Annotated in this window: 21 protein-coding genes; 6 read left to right on the forward strand and 15 right to left on the reverse strand. The window is 55.4% G+C overall.

Annotated features, from left to right (window positions below):
• The first annotated feature begins 87 nt into the window (after positions 1 to 87).
• Positions 88 to 1,647, forward strand: coding sequence for a D-alanyl-D-alanine carboxypeptidase family protein (locus tag DL239_RS07990; RefSeq protein WP_167683490.1), 1,560 nt, complete (start codon positions 88 to 90; stop codon positions 1,645 to 1,647).
• A gap of 54 nt (positions 1,648 to 1,701) precedes the next feature.
• Here DL239_RS07990 and ccoS read toward each other — a convergent pair whose 3' ends face one another.
• From ccoS to DL239_RS08015, 5 genes are all read right to left on the reverse strand, one after another.
• Entirely contained in the window at positions 1,702 to 1,860 is a 159-nt protein-coding gene (ccoS, locus tag DL239_RS07995) for a cbb3-type cytochrome oxidase assembly protein CcoS (protein WP_167683491.1), read from the reverse strand.
• 3 nt (positions 1,861 to 1,863) lie between these two features.
• Positions 1,864 to 4,044, reverse strand: coding sequence for a heavy metal translocating P-type ATPase (locus DL239_RS08000; RefSeq protein ID WP_167683492.1), 2,181 nt, complete (start codon positions 4,042 to 4,044; stop codon positions 1,864 to 1,866).
• 6 nt (positions 4,045 to 4,050) lie between these two features.
• Positions 4,051 to 4,521 (reverse strand): FixH family protein, encoded by a 471-nt coding sequence (locus tag DL239_RS08005; protein WP_167683493.1) that lies wholly within the window; start codon positions 4,519 to 4,521, stop codon positions 4,051 to 4,053.
• A gap of 3 nt (positions 4,522 to 4,524) precedes the next feature.
• Positions 4,525 to 5,961, reverse strand: coding sequence for a cytochrome c oxidase accessory protein CcoG (gene ccoG / locus DL239_RS08010; RefSeq protein ID WP_167683494.1), 1,437 nt, complete (start codon positions 5,959 to 5,961; stop codon positions 4,525 to 4,527).
• A gap of 106 nt (positions 5,962 to 6,067) precedes the next feature.
• A complete protein-coding gene (locus DL239_RS08015) occupies positions 6,068 to 6,931 on the reverse strand; it encodes a LysR family transcriptional regulator (protein WP_167683495.1) in 864 nt (287 codons plus the stop codon).
• Positions 6,932 to 7,030: 99 nt separating this feature from the next.
• On the opposite strand from DL239_RS08015, the gene DL239_RS08020 reads away from it, so the two are divergent.
• Both DL239_RS08020 and DL239_RS08025 read left to right on the forward strand, forming a co-directional pair.
• Entirely contained in the window at positions 7,031 to 7,180 is a 150-nt protein-coding gene (locus tag DL239_RS08020; RefSeq protein WP_167683496.1) for a hypothetical protein, read from the forward strand.
• Positions 7,181 to 7,504: 324 nt separating this feature from the next.
• Positions 7,505 to 8,179, forward strand: coding sequence for a DUF2270 domain-containing protein (locus DL239_RS08025; RefSeq protein WP_167683497.1), 675 nt, complete (start codon positions 7,505 to 7,507; stop codon positions 8,177 to 8,179).
• 136 nt (positions 8,180 to 8,315) lie between these two features.
• Here DL239_RS08025 and ccoP read toward each other — a convergent pair whose 3' ends face one another.
• Genes ccoP through ccoN form a run of 4 tightly spaced genes read right to left on the reverse strand, consistent with a single transcriptional unit; the run spans position 8,316 to position 11,759 of the window.
• Positions 8,316 to 9,185 (reverse strand): cytochrome-c oxidase, cbb3-type subunit III, encoded by an 870-nt coding sequence (gene ccoP, locus DL239_RS08030; protein ID WP_167683498.1) that lies wholly within the window; start codon positions 9,183 to 9,185, stop codon positions 8,316 to 8,318.
• Positions 9,182 to 9,394 carry a cbb3-type cytochrome c oxidase subunit 3 gene (locus DL239_RS08035; protein ID WP_167683499.1) on the reverse strand — a complete coding sequence of 71 codons (213 nt, stop codon included), beginning with the start codon at positions 9,392 to 9,394 and terminating at the stop codon, positions 9,182 to 9,184. Before DL239_RS08035 ends, ccoP begins: the two co-directional genes overlap by 4 nt.
• Before the next feature lie 11 nt (positions 9,395 to 9,405).
• On the reverse strand, positions 9,406 to 10,134 hold the full coding sequence (gene ccoO, locus DL239_RS08040) for a cytochrome-c oxidase, cbb3-type subunit II (RefSeq protein ID WP_167683500.1): 729 nt from the start codon (positions 10,132 to 10,134) through the stop codon (positions 9,406 to 9,408).
• Positions 10,135 to 10,148: 14 nt separating this feature from the next.
• Entirely contained in the window at positions 10,149 to 11,759 is a 1,611-nt protein-coding gene (gene ccoN, locus DL239_RS08045) for a cytochrome-c oxidase, cbb3-type subunit I (RefSeq protein WP_167683501.1), read from the reverse strand.
• A gap of 197 nt (positions 11,760 to 11,956) precedes the next feature.
• On the opposite strand from ccoN, the gene DL239_RS08050 reads away from it, so the two are divergent.
• The gene (locus DL239_RS08050; RefSeq protein ID WP_167683502.1) at positions 11,957 to 12,796 is read left to right on the forward strand and encodes a universal stress protein; all 840 of its coding nucleotides are present in this window, start codon (positions 11,957 to 11,959) and stop codon (positions 12,794 to 12,796) included.
• Between the two features lie 53 nt (positions 12,797 to 12,849).
• Here DL239_RS08050 and fnrL read toward each other — a convergent pair whose 3' ends face one another.
• Positions 12,850 to 13,590, reverse strand: a complete 741-nt coding sequence (gene fnrL / locus DL239_RS08055) for a transcriptional regulator FnrL (RefSeq protein WP_167683503.1) — start codon at positions 13,588 to 13,590, stop codon at positions 12,850 to 12,852.
• A 61-nt stretch (positions 13,591 to 13,651) separates the two neighbouring features.
• Between fnrL and hemN the strand changes: the two genes are divergently transcribed.
• The gene (hemN, locus tag DL239_RS08060; RefSeq protein WP_167683504.1) at positions 13,652 to 15,010 is read left to right on the forward strand and encodes an oxygen-independent coproporphyrinogen III oxidase; all 1,359 of its coding nucleotides are present in this window, start codon (positions 13,652 to 13,654) and stop codon (positions 15,008 to 15,010) included.
• A 20-nt stretch (positions 15,011 to 15,030) separates the two neighbouring features.
• On the opposite strand, the gene DL239_RS08065 is transcribed toward hemN, so the two are convergent.
• Genes DL239_RS08065 through DL239_RS08080 form a run of 4 tightly spaced genes read right to left on the reverse strand, consistent with a single transcriptional unit; the run spans position 15,031 to position 20,724 of the window.
• Positions 15,031 to 16,611, reverse strand: coding sequence for an ABC transporter ATP-binding protein (locus tag DL239_RS08065; protein ID WP_167683505.1), 1,581 nt, complete (start codon positions 16,609 to 16,611; stop codon positions 15,031 to 15,033).
• Entirely contained in the window at positions 16,608 to 17,714 is a 1,107-nt protein-coding gene (locus tag DL239_RS08070) for an ABC transporter permease (RefSeq protein WP_167683506.1), read from the reverse strand. The genes DL239_RS08065 and DL239_RS08070 overlap by 4 nt, the downstream gene beginning before the upstream one ends.
• A gap of 1 nt (position 17,715) precedes the next feature.
• Complete coding sequence (locus tag DL239_RS08075) at positions 17,716 to 18,801, reverse strand: microcin C ABC transporter permease YejB (RefSeq protein WP_167683507.1); 1,086 nt, start codon at positions 18,799 to 18,801, stop codon at positions 17,716 to 17,718.
• 9 nt (positions 18,802 to 18,810) lie between these two features.
• Positions 18,811 to 20,724, reverse strand: a complete 1,914-nt coding sequence (locus tag DL239_RS08080; protein WP_167683508.1) for an extracellular solute-binding protein — start codon at positions 20,722 to 20,724, stop codon at positions 18,811 to 18,813.
• Positions 20,725 to 20,934: 210 nt separating this feature from the next.
• On the opposite strand from DL239_RS08080, the gene DL239_RS08085 reads away from it, so the two are divergent.
• Complete coding sequence (locus DL239_RS08085; RefSeq protein WP_167683509.1) at positions 20,935 to 21,186, forward strand: putative hemolysin; 252 nt, start codon at positions 20,935 to 20,937, stop codon at positions 21,184 to 21,186.
• A 68-nt stretch (positions 21,187 to 21,254) separates the two neighbouring features.
• On the opposite strand, the gene DL239_RS08090 is transcribed toward DL239_RS08085, so the two are convergent.
• The gene (locus DL239_RS08090; protein ID WP_167683510.1) at positions 21,255 to 21,761 is read right to left on the reverse strand and encodes a c-type cytochrome; all 507 of its coding nucleotides are present in this window, start codon (positions 21,759 to 21,761) and stop codon (positions 21,255 to 21,257) included.
• Positions 21,762 to 21,842: the final 81 nt, after the last annotated feature.

The raw sequence follows: 21,842 nt of genomic DNA on the forward strand, positions 1-21,842 counted from the left end.
AAGCGCGTGTATCTTCTAAACTGGTGATGTGTTAACCTCTGATCAGGCAAAAAAAGTCAGCCGGAAAACCGGCGGCATGAGGCAGACATGGCAAATATCGCGCAGGTTCGGTGCATCCTTCCGGCCCGTTTGGGTTTGGGTATTCTAACAGCATTCTGGCTGGGCATTCTGATGCCCTTGGCCGCTAGCGCCGCGCCTTATGCGGCGATGGTGATGGATGCCCGCACGGGTAAGGTTCTTCACTCTCGAAACGCTGACACCCGGCTTCATCCGGCGTCGTTGACCAAGATGATGACGCTGTACATCGTCTTTGAAGCGGTTCGGAACGGTGAAATCTCACTGGACACCAAGATCAAGATCAGCCGCAATGCAACGGCAGAGCCGCCCTCAAAACTGGGTCTTAGAACCGGACAGAAGATCGCCTTGCGTTATCTGATCCGTGCTGCCGCCGTGAAATCCGCAAATGATGCAGCTACTGCTCTGGGCGAGGCTATCTCGGGTTCCGAAGCGGCGTTTGCCCGTCGTATGACACGCACCGCCAAATCGCTGGGCATGACCCGGACGACATTCCGAAACGCACATGGTCTGACGCAGTCAGGGCACCTGTCCACGGCCCGCGACATGACCATTTTGGGGCGTCATATCCTGTATGATTATCCTGAGTATTATAACCTGTTCTCGCGCAAATCGACCGATGCAGGTGTCAAGCATGTGAACAACACCAACCGCCGACTGCTGGGGTCGTACCGCGGCGCGGATGGTATCAAGACCGGATATACCAATGCTGCTGGCTTTAACCTTGTTGCCTCGGCCAAACGCGGCAACGAACGTGTTATCGCCACTGTATTCGGCGGCAAATCCAGCGCTTCTCGGAACGCCAAGGTTGCCGAGCTGCTGAACCTTGGCTTCCGCCAGGCACCGTCACAGGCCAGACTGCGCCGTCCGGCACTGCCGCAATACGTCGGCAATGTCGAAGCACCAGTGGTCGCAGGTGGCGTTGGTAAAACTGTACGACCCAATGGGTTGGTCACCACCAGCCTACGCCCCAAGACCCGTCCAAGCGCCGAAACCACCGAGGAAGTCGTGCAGCTAGCAGAAGCTGGAACCGCGCCTGCGCCAAATACGCCCGAGGTTTCGGAAACCGATCAGAACCTTCTGCAAGCCGGTATTCAGGCCGCCTTGGCCGAGATTGATGAAACACCAGAAGCAACTGTCGCCGTGGCGGAACCTGCCCAAGTCGACGAAGCAGCCGTGCAAGTTGCCAATGCGGTCGTTGTCTCAGCCCCGGAGCCCGTTGCTGTACCCGCTGTATATACCGGACTGCGCCCAGTCGCCCGCCCCGCTAATTTGCGAACATCCGAAGTTGCTGCTGCCGAACCAGTTGTTGTGACCCGTTTGTCCACGTCAGGTGGGCGTCATTGGGGCATCAACGTTGGCCTCTTCAACACACGCTACCAGGCTGAAAAGGTGCTTTTGCGGACCGCCTTGGCTGAAATGTCGACTCTGGACGGTTCCCTGCGGAAGGTTGCAAAATCCAGTCGTGGATTTGAGGCAAACTTCCTTGGGATGACCCAGGAAGGCGCCGATTTGGCCTGCCGTCGCCTGAGCGCCCGCAATATTACCTGCAACCCTATTGGGCCGTCCTAAAACCTCTGGCTGAACAGTGCGTTCTGCTACACACCGTTCAGCAATCACCAGAGCTTAGGGTTTGGGCTGATCGTCCCACTCGTCACTCAGAATGCGACGCGAATCCCCTTCGGGGTCGTCGTACTGATTGCTGCGCACGGTATACAGGAACCCGGCCAGCCCTAGCCCACCGAGGATCAGGGAAATCGGGATCAGAAATGTCAGGACCTGCATTCTTTACCTCAGGCGTAGTGCGTTCAGGGACACTGTAATCGACGACGTCGACATCGCCAAGGCAGCGATCAGTGGTGTCGCCAGGCCGGCCACCGCCAATGGCACCGCAATCACATTGTACAATGTGGCGAGTTGGAAGTTCTCGCGGATGCGTTTGGTGGCACGTTTGGCAACATCACAAGCTTCGGCTATGGGGGTAAGATCCTGCCCTAACAGCACAATATCCGAGGCAACACGCGCAGCATCCAGCGCTGATGCAGGTGAGATCGAAACATGTGCAGCCGTTAGTGCAGCCGTGTCATTCAGCCCATCGCCAACCATCAGCACCTTTTGCCCCTGATCAAACAGAGTCTGAATCAAGTCCACTTTGTCTTCTGGCAAGGCTTCGGCCACCCAATCAGAAACACCAAGCCGTGTCGCCACACCTTCTACTGCTTCACTGGAATCCCCGGAAAGCAGGAATACTTGTTTGCCAGCATCCAGTAGTCCCTGCACGGCTTCGGCAGCGCCAGGGCGCAGCGCGTCGGTGAATTCAAAGCCACGCGGCGCGGCACCATCCCCAGCATCCAGCCAAGCAGTGGTACAAGCATTAGAAGGCGCATCAACCCAAGCCGCACGACCCAGACGCACGCGGGTCCCCTGATATTGCGCCTCAGTGCCAAAGCCCGGCACCTCGCGGATATCTGTGACTTCTGCCGCAGAAACACCTGCGTCCCGTGCGGCTTGGGCCAAGCTACGTGACAGCGGATGCGCCGAGGCCTCGGCCAGAGCCAGCGCCAGTTCCAAGTCTGCTCGGTAGAAATCATCCAGGTTGGTCAGCTGTGGGGTGCCGGCTGTCAGGGTTCCGGTTTTGTCAAAGACCACCGTATCCACCTGCGCCAGCCGTTCCAACGCCGTGGCGTCCTTGATCAGCATCCCCTTGCGGAACAAGCGCCCCGACGCCGCAGTGGTAACCGCAGGTACGGCTAGGCCCAATGCACAGGGGCATGTAATGATCAGTACGGCAGCAGCGATGTTCAACGCCGTGCGCAGATCCCAAGTGTACAAATACCAGCCAGCAAAGCTAAGCGCCGACAGGATGTGCACGCCGGGGGCATATAGTTTGGCTGCGTTGTCGGCCAGTGAGGTATACCGCGACCGGCCAGACTCGGCGATAGCTACCAGATCGCCCATCCGGTGCAACGACGTGTCCTTGCCCACCGCAGTGGCGCGGATGGTCAGCGGCCCGGTCAGGTTGACCTCTCCTGCAGAAATCACTGTGCCCTGCCCCGCAAACACTGGCAGCGTTTCACCTGTCAACAGCGAACGATCCAGCTCGGACTGACCGGACACAACTTCGCCGTCCACCGGCATACGACCACCGGGGCGAACCAAGATCAGATCACCAATCGACAGATCCCCAACCGCAACTTCGGCTTCAACTCCGTCGCGCAGCAGGATGGCACGGGGCACCTCTAGCGCCGCCAGTTCCTCAGCTGCGGATCGCGCCACAGCTCGGGTGCGGAAATCCAGATACCGCCCAGCCAGAAGGAAAAAGGTCAGTGTTAGAGCCGCATCAAAGTACGCATGCTCGCCAGAGAGCGAGGTTTCCCACAGCGATGTAACCAGCGCCAGCACCAGCGCCAGCACGATCGGCACATCCATGTTCAGCCGCCGCACCCGCAGCGCTGTCCATGCGTGTTTGAAGAAAGGTTGTGCAGAAAACGCGATTGCCGGCAGGGTGATCGCCGCCGAGATCCAGTGGAACATGTCCCGCGTCGCATCCGAGGCCCCTGCCCAAACCGAAACAGACAGAAGCATCACGTTCATCGACGCAAACCCAGCCACAGCAAGACGCATCAACAGATCACGCCCGGCCTTGTCGCTTTGGGTTGCAGACAGCACCCCCAGATCCAGTTCATGCGCCTCAAATCCAAGCTTGGTCAGCTCCGGGATCAGATCGGTGGCATGGATGTTGGGGGCAGCCTCGATCAGCGCACGCTTCAAGGTCAGATTAACGCGGGCTGAGTTCACACCGGGGACTGCATTCAGCCCCTTCTCTACCGTCGTTATGCAGGCCTGACAGTGGATACCCGGCAGCGACAGCGCTAAACGTGCGGCTTCTTGGGCCTCATCAGCCGCATCACGGGGCACAACCAGACAGCCTGGACAGGCTGCCAGTGAGGGATTTACCTGGGCTGTCATTTCCGATCAGCCTTTCACGTGCAAAATGACTCGCTGGCTAAACTCGGTGCCATTTTTGGCCCGCGCCACCATGCGGATATTCCAGTTCCCGGCACCCAGTTGTGCCGGTGCGACATAGGCCTTGCCATCGAATTTGAAGTCAGGGTTTTGGTCATCCTGGACGTGGGTGGCGCGGCCTAATGTGGCGGTCAGCTTGACCACCTCTACCGGGTTCCCGTCGGCATCGGTGATCTCTAGCTTTACCTGATCATCGCTTGCCGAAGCATAGACAGACCAGCCAAGCGCAGTCTGTGCGCTGCGGCGGCTGTCAAACTCTTGACTGGCGACATACGAGTTTTTCACCTCAAGCCCGGGAAAGGTTTTCACTGCATTCACAGCCAGAGTGATGTTGACGCCAATGATCACAGCAAAGGCGCCACCAAAGACCATCAGCGCATGGCGTCCTGTAAATTCCCGCTGCGGCTTTTCCGATGTCATCGCTTAGTTCCCCTTGCCGTTAAAGGTGGTGTCTTTGTAGGCGCGTTCACCATTGGCGTTGTCTTCAACCCAGATCCTAAACGGTGTCGCATCCTGGGTCGAGGGCGCCGAGCCCTTGGGGCTGATCACATAGACCCGCTGCTGGTGCGCAGCGTTGGCCTCTACTGGAACCGACGCATAAGGCGTACCTTCGATCTGGATGTGCAACGTAGGATCGCCGGAAACAGAAAGCTTAAACTGGCGCTGCTCTCCATGCTTGTTGCGTAGCTGTACGTCATAGGTATTGCGGATCGAGCCGTCGGACATTGTCACAAACGTTGGATTGCGGACCGGGGCCACTGTCAACTCTATATCGGCGCGAATGAACAAGGCAAAAACAAGCCCAACGCCCACCAGGGTCCACAGCGTCGTATACATGATAGTTCTGGGCCGCAGTATATGCTTCCAGATATTTACGGCAGGTCGCCCAGCACGTTCGTTGCTCTCATCGCTGACCGCCATGTAGTCGATCAAGCCACGTGGCCTGCCGACTTTTTCCATAATCTCATCGCAGGCATCAATACACAGCGCACAGGTTATGCACTCCATTTGCTGGCCGTCGCGAATGTCGATCCCGACCGGGCAGACATTCACACAGGCCATGCAGTCGATACAGTCTCCCTGAGGCTCGGCCGGTTCTGGACCTTTTTTCTTGAGCTTGCCACGGGGTTCACCACGCCAGTCGCGATATCCGACAACCAGAGTGTCTTCGTCCATCATCGCAGCCTGAATACGCGGCCATGGGCAGGCATAGATGCAGATCTGTTCACGGGCGAAACCACCAAAGAAGAAGGTGGTTAGTGTCAGGATGGCCATTGTCGAATAGGCAATCGGATGGGCGTTACCCGTGACCAGATCAACCAGCAGGGTTGGCGCGTCGGCAAAGTAAAATACCCACGCCCCGCCTGTAGCCAAACCAATCAGCAACCACGCCGTCCACTTTGTGACCCGTAAACGGACCTTTCGAAAGTCCAGTTTTTTCTGGTGATACAATCGCAAGCGGGCATTTCGGTCCCCCTCGATCCAGCGCTCGACCAAGATATACAGGTCAGTCCAAACGGTCTGCGGACATGCATAGCCACACCAGACCCGGCCTAAGGCTGAGGTGAACAAGAACAACCCCAACCCTGCCATAATCAACAAACCGGCAACAAAATAGAACTCGTGTGGCCAGATTTCGATCCAGAAGAAGTAAAAACGTCGGCCACCCAGATCCAACAATACCGCCTGATCCGGCAGGCTAGGCCCGCGATCCCAGCGAATCCATGGAACCAAATAGTAGATCCCCAATGTCACAGCCATTATTATCCACTTTAGATTCCGGAATTTACCGGAAACTCTTTTTGGAAAAATGGGCTCCCTAGCGGCGTAAAGGCTGGGGGGGGAATTGGAATCGCTCACGGCAACTCTCCGACTGTTGGCTAATTCCAGTCTTGTCTCAGAAGACTATCAGGTCAACTTTGACATGGATCAAAGGCGTATCGTGAAAACATGTTTTTCACCTACGTCATTGTCGCCGCAGCCACTGAACAAATTTTCGCGCAGTGGGCCGCAGAACACCGGGCCGTGTGACGATATGATAACCGCGGCTATCGTCCTCGCAGAACAATTCGACCAAGCGACCTGATTTCAGATCATCTTCGACGAACATGCGTACGGTGACCACCACCCCTTGCCCTGACCGCACGCCGTCTAGCAATAGGTTACCCGGCACGTGAATTCGGCTTTTTAATTCTGTCGGCTTCACTCCGTATGCCTCGGCCCAGTTGGTGGACTCCGTTGTTCCCAACTCGTCCAGCCAAGGATAATCCACTAATTCTGCTGGGGTGATTTTGCCTTCTGTCTTTAACAACCCCGGCGCAGCAACAATAACCATCGGAGAGGCGAGCAACATTTCAACTTCATGCCCAGGCCAGTCGCCTTTGCCATAACGAATGGCCAAATCAATTCCACCGGGCTTCAGGGTCACAAGGTTAGGTGAAGGGTCCAACATCAAATTGATCTCGGGATGCAACGCACGGAAACCAGCCAGACGTGGCATCAGCCAAGATGAGGCAAAGGAAGAGGTGCACGAGACATGCAAGGGGCGGTTTGCATCAGCACCTTTCAGGTCCTGAATGGCAGCGTCGATTGCCCCAAAACCAAGGTCTAGTGCGCGGGCCAATTGATCTCCCTCAACTGTCAAGGAAAGCGAACGGCCCGAACGGTCCAACAAGGACGCCCCGAGATGGGTCTCTAGTGCGCGTAATTGCTGGCTGATGGCAGCGTGACTTACATTTAGCGCATCACCCGCAAGCGAGACATTTCCGGTCTGCGCAAAGGCAGCAAACGCCCGGAGTGAAGCTAACGGAGGGAACTCAAGCCAGTTCATATGTAAGCCCACCTTACAGGATAAAATTCCAATTGATTCGCATAACAGGTCGTTTTTCGCAAGAGTGAGGCAAGGAAAACTTACATTAAGGAGAAAATCATGTTGAATATTTTTGCAAACAGTATGCTCACCGCCACCCGGATTCAGGACCACACCATTAGCGACGTGCGGGGAAAAACTAAGTCTCCGCAAAAACGCAGCCGGTGGTGGAACCAGACTCCCAAGTCCACTGACCTGAAGAACCTTTAAGTGGCTGCACCTGTCACCCCGCCGCATGGTGCGGTGGAATTTGAACCAATGAAGGGCAAAAAAGGAGCGTCGGCTTTCCAGGAAACGCGCGAACAGATCGGAAAACCGACGCTTTAGCCTACCCCACTGCAAGCAGCCGAGACAGGTATACCGGACTGCCACGGGCCCACATAAGGGGGAGGTACAAAGGCCGCGAGCAGTCGTTGCATACCTTAAATCACTGATTCCACCGGTTGTGTTTGACGCGGATCAAACTCGCAGCATTATTTGACCCTTTGCACACAAAACCTACCCTTTACTGACAAGATGGTGGGGGACGTCGACATGAGGCCGCAAACCAAAGAGCGCATGACCCTTGCCGATGCCGAAATTGGTGCTGTTGCACACCTGTATCGCGCCGAGGTCTACCGAAGCACCATCTGGCGCACTCGACTGGACACGACCACAAACTGGGCGGTTGTGACGTTGGGCGTGGCCCTGTCGATTACCTTTTCTTCCCCCGATGCATCACCACTCCCATTAATCCTGGTTGGCATCCTGATCATTTTCTTTCTGTTACTCGAGGCGAGACGATATCGCTATTTCAACGTCTTTCGTGCCCGTGCGCGCTGGCTTGAACGGCATTTCTACGCGCCGCTGCTGTATGACGGCGATTTGCATATGGAAGAAAACTGGCAAAAGGTGCTTGCGACCGACTATCTGCAGCCAGAATACCACGTCAATTACATGACGTCCGTAGGGCGCCGTATTCGCCATAACTATCTGTGGATTCTTTTAATCCAATCCCTTGCCTATGCTGGTAAAATTCTGGTCCACCCCAGCCCCATCACGTCAGTTCAGCAAGGCATTTCGCGGGCTGACGTTGGTCCGTTACCCGGCGAATTGGTGATCGCCATTGGCGTCGTCTACGTCATAAGTTGGGGCGCCATTGCCATGTGGAGCGGCTGGAGTGATGCCGCGCGCGCCAGTGTTCGACGCTCAAATACTTATATGGGATAAAGACAGAACACACTGATCACGCTGACCAATCTCCAAATGCGAAACGCAGCGCTGTGTAGCGCTGCGTTCGTGAGGGGCAACTAGAGCCCCCAATTTTCGGAACTTTGAAGCCCCCTCAGGAAGCCAAAACTCTGACTTATTCACCGCCGCCAAGCTGGTGAACATAGGCGGTAACAGCACGGATCTGCCATTCGGTCAGACGTGTGTTCCACGCTGGCATAACGCCATATCGTGAATTGTTCACGGTCTCGCTCAAAGTGGAATAGTCACCACCGTACAGCCAGATCGCATCCGCCAGGTTCGGTGCACCCTGATCACGATCACCAGTGCCGTCTTCGGCGTGGCACGACGAACAGTTGTCTTCAAAGACAACGGCACCGGCTTCTACCTTGGATGCATCCTGCGCTTCGCCTGACAGAGACATGACAAAGTTCACAACCTGGTCGATCTCAGCCGGTTCCAGCAACTCATCACGGCCAAAGGCAGGCATCTCAGAGTAGCGCGCTTCGTCGCTGTCTTCGTTGCGGATACCATGAGTGATGGTGGTATGGATGGCTTCCATGTCACCGCCCCACAGCCAGCTGTCGTCCAGCAGGTTAGGATAACCCTTTGCACCAGCCGCGCCAGAACCGTGGCACTGTGCACACCAGGTCATGAAGACCGCATTCCCAGCCGAAGTTGCATAACCGTTCAGCTCCGCATCACCGGCAATCGCCGTCAGATCAGCCGAGGCCAGCTGTGCGTTGATGGCAGCGTTGCCCTCTTCGACTGCAGCAATCTCGTTTGCGACGTTAGCGCGGGTTGACCATCCCAGCACCCCAGAGGTGGCCTGATTGATCATTGGCCATGCTGGGTAGGCAATCGTATAACCGATACCCCAGATGATGGTCAGATACAGACACCACAACCACCAGCGTGGCATCGGGTTATCAAACTCTTCGATCCCGTCCCACACGTGACCGGTGGTGTTTGGATCGCCCTCGAACTTCTTAGACTTTTTTGTCATGTCCTCGCCTCCTTGGATGCGGCGGGTTTATCTGCGCCCATCTGGGGCGCAGGTGCGTCAACGTGGCGAAACGGGATGTTGGCAACATCGTCGTATATCTTGGTGCTGCCGGGGCGAAACGCCCAGATGATAACCGTTACAAAAACAGCAAACAGGAACAGCAGCATCCAGCTATCGGCGAATTCCCTAAGGAAAGTGTAGATATCCATCTGTCCCTCCCTTAGCGGCTAGCAACGGGGGTAAAGGTCGAGAAATCAACCAAAGTACCCAGCATCTGCAGATAGGCCACAAGCGCATCCATTTCAGTCAGCTCTGCACGACCGTCAAAGTTACGCACGCTCACTTTGTCACCATAGCGTTCGATCAGACCGTCATAGTCGCTGTCCGGATCCGCTTGGACCCTAAAGTCAGCCTGAGCACTGGCGATCATCTCATCTGTATACGGCACACCGACCATTGCGTTGGTGGCGATCAGGTCAGCGACATATTTACCGTCGATAATCGTGTCCTCCAGGAAGCCATATTTTGGCATCACAGATTCCGGCACCACTGACTGCGGATCACGCAGGTGATCGACATGCCACTCATCCGAGTAACGCCCGCCGACCCGGGCCAAATCTGGCCCCGTCCGCTTGGACCCCCACTGGTGTGGGTGGTCGTATTTGGACTCTGCCGCCAGTGAGTAGTGGCCGTAGCGCTCTACTTCATCGCGCATTGGACGGATCATCTGGCTGTGGCAGGTGTAGCACCCTTCACGAACGTAGATATCCCGCCCAGTCAGCTCCAGCGGAGTGTAGGGGCGCATGCCCTCTACATCTTCGATGGTGTTTTCCAGCCAGAACAGTGGTGCGATTTGCACCAAACCGCCGATGGACACGACGAGCAGGCTGCAAACCAGCAGCAGGGTCGCGTTGGTCTCGAGGACCTTGTGTTTGTCGAGAAATGACATTGTTTCAGTCCTCCTTATTCAGCTGGAACCGCGACAGTAAGGCTGGCCTCTTTGGCCGGTGCCCGACGAACGGTCATCCACAGGTTGTAACACATGACCACAGCGCCAGAGAGGAACATAAGTCCGCCCAATCCACGCACGATGTTCATTGGAGTTTTGGCAGCAACGGTGTCAGCGAACGAGTTCACCAGGAAGCCGTTGGCATCTACTTCACGCCACATCAGGCCTTCCATGATACCGGTGACCCACATCGACGCGGCGTACAGAACGATACCGATCGTGGCGAGCCAGAAGTGCCAGGACACCAGGCTAAGGCTATAAAGGCGCTCACGCTTCCACAGAACCGGAACCAGATAGTACAGCGCACCAAAGGTGATCATACCGTTCCAGCCCAAGGCTCCCGAGTGCACGTGGCCAATGGTCCAGTCAGTGTAATGGCTCAGCGCGTTCACAGCGCGGATCGACATCATCGGACCTTCAAAGGTCGACATGCCGTAAAAGCCAAGCGAGATCACCATCATCCGGATAACCGGGTCGGTGCGCAGCTTGTCCCATGCACCAGACAGGGTCATCAGACCGTTGATCATGCCACCCCAAGACGGCATCCACAGCACAATCGAGAACACCATGCCCAGCGTTGTCGCCCAGTCAGGCAGCGCTGTGTAGTGCAGGTGGTGTGGACCAGCCCAGATATACAGGAAGATCAGCGCCCAGAAGTGGATGATCGACAGCTTGTACGAGAACACAGGACGTTCGGCCTGTTTCGGGATAAAGTAGTACATCATGCCAAGGAAACCGGCGGTCAGGAAGAAGCCCACAGCGTTGTGGCCGTACCACCATTGAACCATGGCATCCTGCACACCAGAGAAGACCTGCACCGACTTGGAACCCCAGATCGAAACCGGGATCGACAGGTTGTTGACCACGTGAAGCATGGCAACGGTGATGATAAAGGCAAGGTAGAACCAGTTTGCCACATAGATGTGCGGCTCTTTGCGTTTGATCAGCGTGCCTAGGAACACAGCCAGATAAGCAAGCCAGACCACAGTCAGCCAGATGTCCACATACCATTCGGGTTCTGCGTATTCTTTCGACTGCGTACCGCCCAACAGGTAGCCAGTCGCCGCCAGAACGATGAACAACTGATATCCCCAGAACACGAACCATGCTGTGTTGCCGCCCCAAAGGCGCGCAGCACAGGTGCGCTGAACCACATAGAACGATGTGGCGATCAGAGCATTACCACCAAAGGCAAAAATCACCGCCGAGGTGTGCAACGGGCGCAGGCGGCCAAAGTTGGCGTATCCTTCGGCCCATTCAAAGTTCAGCGCCGGAAAGGCCAGCTGAAATGCGATAAAAACACCAGCCAGAAAGCCAACCACACCCCAAAGGGCGGTGGCGATCACACCAGCGCGTACGACACTGTCGAAATATTCATTTTCCACTGACCCGGCCATGACTTGCGGCTCGTCGGTGTTGCGAAGAACGTGGATAAACAGCCCAGCAGCAACGACCATAATAATGATCGCATGCACCAAATAAGCTATATCCCGCGCATAATTGGTCGCAAGCATCGCAAAAAGCACAACCAAACCAAGCGCTATTAGCTTGATATAATTAGACATACTATGTCCCTTTATCTTGCCCCGCGCGATTCTTGTGCCGCGCCAGACGGATTTAGACTGAGCGCTTGATGCAAAATGAAAGCACCTACTGCTTTGATCTACATCAAGACATACTATGACGATCTATGTGTAGCCTCTCCACAGAAAGCAATTAGTGCAGCCGTATTTTGGTAAGTTGCACTGCGCATGAGGTAGAAATGTCCTATAAATCGTTGCTTACAGTACTAACTGCGACCGAAACCGCAAAAACACCGTTAAACCAGCTTGCGACTCTGGCTGGTCATTTTGATGGCCACGCCGAGGCTCTCTGTCTGGGCGTCGACCGAACGCAGACGGGGTATTACTACGCTGGCGCCAATGCCATGGTGCTGCAGGAATCCCTGTCTCGGGCCAAGGAAGAGGCGACGCGGGTGCAAGACCACGCTGAAACGGTGCTGGCAAAATCCGGTGTTAACTGGTCTGCGGAATCCGGCGTCGCTCAAATCGCTGATTTGGGTCGACATGTGGCTCAGCGCGCCCGGTTCTCGGATCTTGTGGTGCTAGGCAAACCCTATGGTCGTGACCGCAATGTCGAAGCAGAGCCCATTGTCGAGGCCGCTCTGTTCGAAGGCCATGCTCCGGTTCTTATGGTCCCTGACAAAGCCAACGTGGTGACGCAACCAAAGACAGTTATGGTGGCCTGGAACGAAAGCGTTGAGGCCCTGACTGCGATCCGCAAAGCGTTACCGTTTTTGGTGAAGGCTGACTTGGTTCGGGTCGTGGTAATTGCCCCCCCTCAGCATGGGCCAGAGCGATCGGATCCTGGCGGCATGCTAAGTCAGATGCTGGCGCGTCATGGGGTAAAATGCGAAATCGACGTGCTCAGCAAATCACTAAGTCGCGTGTCTGACATCCTGAACCGCCACGCCGTCGACACCGCGTCCGAAATGATTGTAATGGGGGCTTACGGGCATTCCCGTTTCCGCGAGGCCATACTCGGTGGCGCAACTCGCAATATGCTGGAACAGGCCACAGTCCCTGTTTTCATGGCGCACTAATGACAGATTTAGGGGGCGCGCTTGCTCGCCCCCTAAATGACCGGCAAAGGGTATCAGCCGATAAACCCGCCATCACCATCGTCACCTGCTTCACTTAGCAGGCGCTCCATGTTCGGCACGGTAATATGACGTTTGCCCTCTAGCTTGATCACATCATCGCGTTTCAGCGCTGACATCTGACGGCTAACTGTTTCTAGGGTCAGACCCAGATAGTCGGCCATTGCCTCACGCGTTAGCGGCAAATCAAACACGATGTTTTTGCCAATGCCATTTGATGCCAGCGAAGCGTCGCGGCGCACAATTATGGACAGCAGGCTAGCGATTTTCTCACGCGCGGTTTTGCGGCCTAGAACCAGCATCCACTCACGCGCTGCGTCCAGCTCATCCAGGGTCATTTCCAAGAGCCGTTGCGCAACATGCGGGGTGCGTTCCATCAATTCTTCGAAAGGTTTCTTTCGAAAGCAGCACATCACAACATCGGTGGTGGCGACCACATTATATGCCGCACCGTCTCGCCCGGGGCGACCAACAAAATCGCTGGGCAGAAGAAGGCCAACCATTTGGGTCCGCCCATCTTCCATGGTCTGTGTCAGAGTTGCGACTCCTGACACGACAGAGCCAACGAAGCCCATTAAGTCTCCAGACCAAATTACGGTCTGGCCAGCCTCGTAGGTTCGGTAGTATTTGATAGCGTCCAGTTCCACCAGCTCATCAGCATTGCAACGCGCGCAAACGGCGCGGTGGCGGATAGGGCAACTTTCACAGTTAACTGAAGTAATATTCGGGGTGCTCATCAATCGTCCCAATTGATCTGGGTCAAGGTTAGTCCTGTTAGACCTCGACTACATTACCCAAATGACACAGGAATCACAATTGGCCAAGCTCGGTTTATTCGACGCCAAAGTGCCGCGCTACACCAGCTATCCAACAGCTCCACAATTCCGTAACGACGTTGATCCGACGCGGTTTTCTGATTGGATATCAAAGATCAAGCCAAACAGCTCGATCTCGCTATACATCCATGTGCCGTTCTGCCGCAGGCTGTGTTGGTTCTGCGCCTGCCGAACTCAGGGCACCCAAAGCGATTCTCCAGTCCGCGCCTATCTTGAGGTTCTGAAGGCTGAAATCGCAATGCTGGGCCGAATCCTGCCCGAAGGTGTGAACCTGTCCCGGTTGCATTGGGGCGGTGGCACGCCGACCCTGCTAACACCAGATATGATGACTGAACTGGCCGGGGCCGTGGCTGAAATTGCGCCTTTTGCCCCTGACGCAGAGTTCTCGGTAGAAATTGATCCTAACGAGATTGACGAACGGCGCCTGGATGCACTGGCCGCCGCAGGTATGAACCGTGCCTCTGTTGGGGTTCAGGATTTTGACCCTGAGATCCAACAAACAATTGGCCGTATTCAAAGCTACGAACTCACTCGCAACGCCATTGAGATGATCCGCGCCCGCGGCATCCACAGCCTAAACGCCGACATCCTGTACGGGCTGCCGCATCAAAACCAGGAACGGATGACAGAAAGCGTTCAAAAGCTGCTGTCGCTGAACCCCGACCGGGTTGCGCTATATGGCTATGCCCATGTTCCCTGGGTGGCCAAACGACAGCAGATGATTCCAACAGATGCATTGCCTACACCACAAGAGCGGCTGGGACTATTCGAAACCGCACGCAAGCTGTTCCTGTGGGATCAATATGCCGAAATCGGAATTGACCACTTTGCCACTCAGACTGACGGGCTGACCACCGCGCAAAAGGCTGGTAAGCTGAAACGCAATTTCCAAGGCTACACCGATGATCAGTCCGAAGTTCTGATCGGCCTTGGGGCGTCTTCGATCTCGCGCTTCCCGCAGGGTTTTGCCCAAAACGCACCTGGAACCTCGGCCCATACCAAAGCGATCCGCGAAGGCTCGTTCTCGGTTACTCGCGGTCACACGTTCCAAGGCGAAGACAAATTGCGCGCCCGCCTGATCGAGTCGTTGATGTGCGATTTCCGGATCAACACAAACGAAATCACCGCTGACTTCGACATCACATCTACCGCGTTGCACCAGATGTTCACCAAGGTTGCCAATGACTTCCCTGATGCGCTGCAGGTTCTGCCGGATGGGCTTTATATCCCCGAGCACGCCCGCCCCCTCACACGGATGATTGCCCGTGGTTTCGATGCCTATGACGAAACCAGTCAGGCCAAGCATTCTGCGGCGATTTGATCGAAGGATAACAAAACAGTTTACCGAGCCGCAGCCAACAGCGTACGGGTATACTCGTGCTGCGGATTGACAAAGATGTCCTCGGCGACCCCTGCTTCGACGACATCCCCCTGTTTCATCACAATGACCTTGTGGGACATGGCGCGCACCACGTTCAGGTCATGGGAAATGAACAGATAGGCCAGCCCGTAACGGCGTTGCAAATCGCGCAACAGATCAACGATTTGCACCTGCACCGTCATATCCAGCGCCGAGGTCGGCTCGTCCAGAACCACCAGTTTTGGGCGTAGTACCATAGCGCGGGCGATGGCGATGCGCTGACGTTGGCCACCAGAAAACTCATGCGGGTAACGGTCCATGGCGATTGGGTCTAATCCCACCTCGGTCATGATATCCGCCACCAGATCACGTGGATCACGGTCAGGGTCAATCTTGTGGATTGCGACACCCTCGGCAATGATCTGCGCACAGGTCATCCGAGGTGATAGCGACCCAAACGGGTCCTGAAACACAATCTGCATGTCCTTGCGAAGCTGCCGCAGGTCCTTGGTCGAATACTTGCGCAGATCGTCGCCATGAAAGTTGACCTCGCCCTCAGAAGCAATCAGCCGCATGATGGCCAGCGCCATTGTGGTCTTGCCTGATCCACTTTCGCCAACAATTCCCAGCGTTTCACCCGCGCGGACGGAAATCGACGAGGGGTTTACCGCCTTTATGTGACCGACAGTGCGTTTCAGTAATCCACGTTGGATCGGAAACCAGACTTTTAGATCATCGGTACGGATCAATTCCTGAGAGTTCGCCGGCACCGGCTCTGGATGCCCTGCAGGTTCAGCCGCCAACAACATTTGCGTATAAGGGTGCTGTGGATTGTCGAAAATCTCGACCGTGGGGCCAGTCTCTACAATCTCACCGTCCTTCATCACGCAGACCTTGTCGGCAATTCGGCGCACGATGTTCAGATCATGGGTAATGAACAACAGTCCCATGCCTTCGCTGGCCTTCAACTCGGCCAACAGGTCTAGGATCTGCGCTTGAATGGTTACATCCAGCGCCGTTGTCGGCTCATCTGCGATCAGAACGTCAGGTTTGTTGGCCAGGGCCATGGCGATCATGATGCGTTGCCGTTGCCCGCCAGAAAGCTGGTGCGGATAAGATCCCAGACGATCTTCGGCGTCACGAATGCCAACTTTATTCAGCAGCTCCAGAATACGGGCCCGAGCCCCTGCCCCCGACAGCCCCTGATGTAATGCCAGTGATTCCGCCAATTGCTTTTCAATGGTGTGTAGCGGGTTCAGCGAGGTCATCGGCTCTTGGAAAATGAAACTGATGTCATTGCCGCGCACGTCCATCAACCGGTCAGCATCGGCGCCGATCATTTCTTGACCGTCGTACAGGACTGAACCTTCGACGATCGCGCTATCACCCAATAGCGAGACTGTGGACAGTGCAGTCACCGACTTACCCGACCCCGACTCGCCCACGAGGGCCACGGTTTCCCCGCGATCCACGGTAAAGGACACGCCCTTTACCGCCATTGATGTCTTACCGTCCTGACGAAAAGAAACACGCAGGTCGTTCACTTGCAAAAGCGCGCTCATGAGAAGGTCTTTCGGGGGTCAAATGCATCCCGCACGCCTTCGAATATGAAGACCAGCAGCGACAGCATGATGGCAAAGGTAAAGAACGCGGTGAAGGCTAGCCAGGGGGCTTCTAGGTTCTGTTTGGCCTGCAGGGTCAACTCTCCTAATGAGGGGGCAGATGACGGCAGACCAAAGCCCAAGAAGTCGAGCCCGGCTAGTGTTCCGATGGTGCCGGTGACGATAAACGGCATGAATGTCAGCGTTGCCACCATTGCATTCGGCAGCATGTGGCGGAACATGATGGTCACATTGCTAACCCCAAGCGCCTTGGCTGCGCGGACATATTCCAAGTTACGCGCGCGCAGGAATTCTGCTCGCACCACGCCCACCAGACCGGTCCAGCCGAACAGGATCATAAGCCCGACCAACAGCCAGAAACTGCGGCCCAGAATGGCGAACAGAATGATGATCACATACAGCTGCGGTGTTGCGCTCCAGATCTCGATCACCCGCTGGAACACCAGATCGGTCCAGCCGCCGAAATACCCCTGAACGGCACCCGCTAGAATTCCCAGAACCGAGGCAGCACCGGTGACTATCAGGGTAAACACGATCGACAGGCGGAACCCGTGGATCACCCGCGCTAGCACATCACGTTTGGTGTCGTCAGTGCCCAACCAGTTCTGCGCATTGGGTGGCAGTGGCGCGGCACCGGGGCGGTCGACAGTGGTGTTGTAGGAATAAGGGATCAGCGGCCACAGGGTCCAGCCCTTCTCAAAGCCCTCAGCCTCGTATGAACCCGAACCAATTTCCGCGATGATTTCTTCAGGCTCATCAAAGCAATCCTCGATGCCACCCGAAACGATCAGACATTCGACCTCGGGGTCGCGATAGATTGCCTCGGTCTGGAAATCACCACCAAAGGCGGTTTCAGGGTAGAAGTTGAACACCGGCATAAAGAGCTCGCCGCGATAACTGACCAAGATCGGTTTGTCGTTGGCGATGAATTCGGCAAATAGCGTAATGCCGAACAACACAGCAAAGATGATCATCGACCAAAAGGCACGGGTGTTACGACGGAAATTGCGCCAGCGGCGTTGATTAAGAGGAGACATAGCCATTTTACCCCTCCCTCTTTTCAAAGTCGATGCGCGGATCAACCAGCACATACATCAAGTCGGAGATGATCCCGACCACCAGGCTCATCAAGCCAAACACAAACAGTGTGCCAAAGATCACCGGATAGTCCCGTGCTACTGCGGCCTCAAACCCCATCCGGCCCAACCCATCCAGCGAGAAGATAGTCTCGATGATCAGCGAGCCTGAGAAGAAGATACCGATGAACACGGCTGGGAAACCAGCAATCACGATCAACATCGCGTTGCGGAACACATGGCCATACAACACGCCGGATTCAGACAACCCCTTGGCGCGGGCGGTGATTACGTATTGCTTCTTGATTTCATCCAGGAACGAGTTCTTGGTCAGCAGCGTCATGGTGGCAAAGGCCGCGATGGTCGAGGCCAGCACCGGCAGCGCGATGTGCCAGACATAGTCAACGATTTTGGCACCTAGGCTTAGCTGGTCCCAATTGTCCGAAGTCAGACCTCGCAGAGGAAAAATCTGCCAATAGGATCCACCAGCAAACAGCACCAGCAGCAGGATGGCAAACAAGAAACCCGGGATCGAGTAAGCCGCAATGATCATGCCACTGGTCCATGTGTCAAACTTGCTGCCATCACGGATCGCCTTGCGGATACCCAGTGGAATCGACACCAGATAGGCAATAATCGTCGACCACAGGCCTAGCGAAATCGATACCGGCATTTTCTCCATCACCAAATCCAGCACACCAATTTTGCGGAAATAGCTCTCACCAAAGTCCAGCCGGGCGTAGTTCCCCAACATGATAAAGAACCGCTGCAACGGCGGCTTATCCAGGCCGAACTGCTCCTCCAGCTCTTTGATGAACTCGTCTGGCAGTCCACGCGACCCAACATATTGCTCACTGGAACTTTCGCCCATGGTTTCGACGTCTGACCCACCACCGGCAAAGCCTTCGAACACATCTCCCCCGCCCTGCATCTCGGCAATGATCTGTTCCACGGGGCCACCGGGGACAAATTGCACAAGGGCAAAGTTAATAACCATAATGCCCAGCAAAGTTGGGATGATCAGCAAAAACCGGCGGAGGATATATGCAGCCATGACGCGCGCCTACCGCAACGCGCCAGAGGAAATCAGAGCCGCGGCGTTATCTTGGTCGATCCACCAAAGGTCATCAAATCCCAGTGCATAAGGTGGCAGATTTTCCGGGAATTTATACATATCCCAATAAGCCACCCAGTATTTACCCAGATACCATGTCGGCACCATGATCCGTTTTGACAACAGCACTCGGTCCAACGCCCGTGCATTGGCCTGCAACTCTTCGGTGGTTGTGGCTCCAACGATATTGTCGATCAGCGGCTGGATGTCCGGCCCATGAACACCCGTTGGGTTAAACAGTGAATAGGCCGCATCTTCCTCGCCGAACATCTGGTACAACCCGGTCGAAGGCTGCAGAGAGCTGCGATAGCCCGCCAGCATCATGTCGAAATCCCGGTCCCGACGGCGTGCAGTGAACTGCGCATTGTCGATCCGGTTATAACGGGCATCGACGCCCATGATCACCAGATTGTCGACATAAGGTTGAATGATCCGGTCCAGTGTTGGCTGATCAGACAGAAACTCTACCCGCAGTGTCTCACCTGCGGCGTTTCGACGAATACCGTCATCACCAACCGCCCATCCGGCTGCATCAAGCAGTTTCATCGCCTTGCGCAGGTTGCGGCGGTCGTTCTGGCGTTTCCCGCTGGATTCATGCGCGACAACAACCTCTGTGCTCAGGATCTTTGGATCCAGTGCATCACCTAGGCTCTGCAATATTTCTAGCTCGCGTCCCTCGGGTAGCCCCTTAGCCTGAAGGTCAGTACCTTGCCAGAACGAATGGCGCTGTTGGAACAAGCCATATTGCAGGCTCTCGTTGGTCCACTCGAAATTATAGCCCAATTGCAGGGCGGCGCGGACCTGAATGTCCTGAAACTGTGGCCGATCAAGGTTGAAGACAAACCCACTGGCGTTTGGCACATCACCATCAAAGAAATCACCTTTGATGACATCACCTGCATGCAATGCAGGGAAGTCATATGCCGTGGCCCAGCTTTTTGAGTTATTTTCCTGGCGCAGCGTAAAGGCGCCGGACTTGAATCCCTCCATCGCGGCAATAGCGTCGGTAAAGTATTCGATCCGGATGCTGTCATAGTTATGACGGCCGATGTTCACGTTCAGATGGTCACCCCAATAGTCCGGGTTGCGTTTGTAAACCACGCGCCGGTTAATGTCATAACTATCCAGCGCATAGGGCCCGGATCCGATACCCGGATCTAGCCGCGGTTCGTCCAGACGACGGTTTTCGGGATCGGCCTCGAACCACGCTTTTGAATAAATCGGGGTGCCGCCAACTTGGCTGATCATCCCACGACGCGGAAAATCTGGCGAGAAATAGAATTTGACCCGGTGCGGGCTCAGCGCCTCTGCTTTGGGGATACGTTTCCGCACCGCCTCGGCATAAGATTTCAGGCCCTGATCCAGAAGGATATTATGGGAAAACACCACATCATCTGCAGTTACTGGCGAACCGTCAGAGAATGTCGCTTCGGGGCGCATGTTGAAAATGACCCAGTCCTGGCTTTCCGGGTACTCAAGACTTTCTGCAACCAGCCCATAGTAGGATGCAGGTTCGTCGTATGACGGGGTTAGCAACGATTCAAAATGCTCGGTCGAACGTGCCGCGCCACGGCCCTTGCGGGTGTAGGGGTTGAAACTGTCGAATGTCCCCTGCGCACCATAGGACAGTTCGCCGCCGCGTGGGGCATCCGGGTTCACATAGTCAAAATGAGCGAAGCCCGCAGGATACTTTAAATCACCAAATTCCGAAAACCCGTGGCTGGTGATTATTTTTTCCTCAGCGCGCGCCAAAGTGGCAAAGCCAATCGCCAGGATTAATCCCATTGCCAGAACAGCCAAGGCACGGAGCCTCTCCGTTTGATTAATCACGCGAGCTCGTACAGCGCTGCGGGGTTTGTTCATCTGCCAGTCCTCCCATTCCCGGATCTTTTCGATCTGGTGTGTAAATACCAAGCTAAAGCTCGGGGGTGGTAACATTCAAGTTGCGATTCCGTGTTTCTTTGCTTGTGGATGCGGCATTCAGCAGTTCAGCGCCGACTATCGGTAACATTGTTGTATCACATAGTGCGCCATGCCACTTTCGACCACACATTGTATTCTGGAGAATGAACTATGATTTTACGCAAAACTCTTTCTCGCGGCCTGACTGGTGTCATTTTGGGCACCACAGGGTTGGTTGCCGCCTGCGCTCAGCAAGAAGAAGAGCCCGTGGCCATGGCCAACCCTGCCGCAGTCTATTGTGAGGAAACCGGCGGGCAGCACGTCATTCGGGATGGCAAAGGTGGGCAAATTGGGGTCTGCATCCTGCCAGATGGCCGCGAGGTTGTTGCCTGGGATTATTACAGGAACAACAATCCCGCATAATACACCCCAAAATAGAAAAAGGCCGCTGCACTTGGCAGCGACCTTTTAATTCAGAAATGATCCGTGGATCAATCGTCCAGGCTGTCCAGATAAGCGATCAGGTTAACCCGGTCTTTTTGCTTTTTCAGACCAGAGAAGCTCATCGAGGTACCGCTGGCATAGCTGCTAGGCTTGGTCAGGAAGGCGTCCAGCTCTTCTGCGGTCCAAGTACCGTCGGACATGCCTGACAAGGCACCCGAGTAGCCAAATCCATCAGCTGATGCGATCGGACGACCGACAACACCATAAAGGAACGGGCCAGTTGAGTTATTTCCGTCGTCCAGCTTGTGGCAGGCCGAACATTTCTTGAAGACTTTGGCACCCTTGCCAACGTCAGCCGAGGCCATCAGCTCATCAAAGCTAACTTCAGCCACAGCTTCTTGCTCGCCGGCCTCTTCAATTTCAATCACATAGGCTGCCTCTCCGTGAGACTCCACGTGATAAAGTCCTTCTGCTGCCCATTTGCCCAAAAGGAGAACCAACAACGCGCCGCACAATGCTGCGGCCGCTTTGGTAATGGTCATTGTGTCAAACATGGTTGCGCTTCCGTTTCATATAACTGAAGGCGTGTCTAAGGCTTCCCCTGCCAACTGGCAAGGTATAGACAGTGCGGTGAA

The sequence above is a fragment of the Parasedimentitalea denitrificans genome (genome assembly GCF_011813015.1).
GTDB classification, from domain to species: domain Bacteria; phylum Pseudomonadota; class Alphaproteobacteria; order Rhodobacterales; family Rhodobacteraceae; genus Parasedimentitalea; species Parasedimentitalea denitrificans.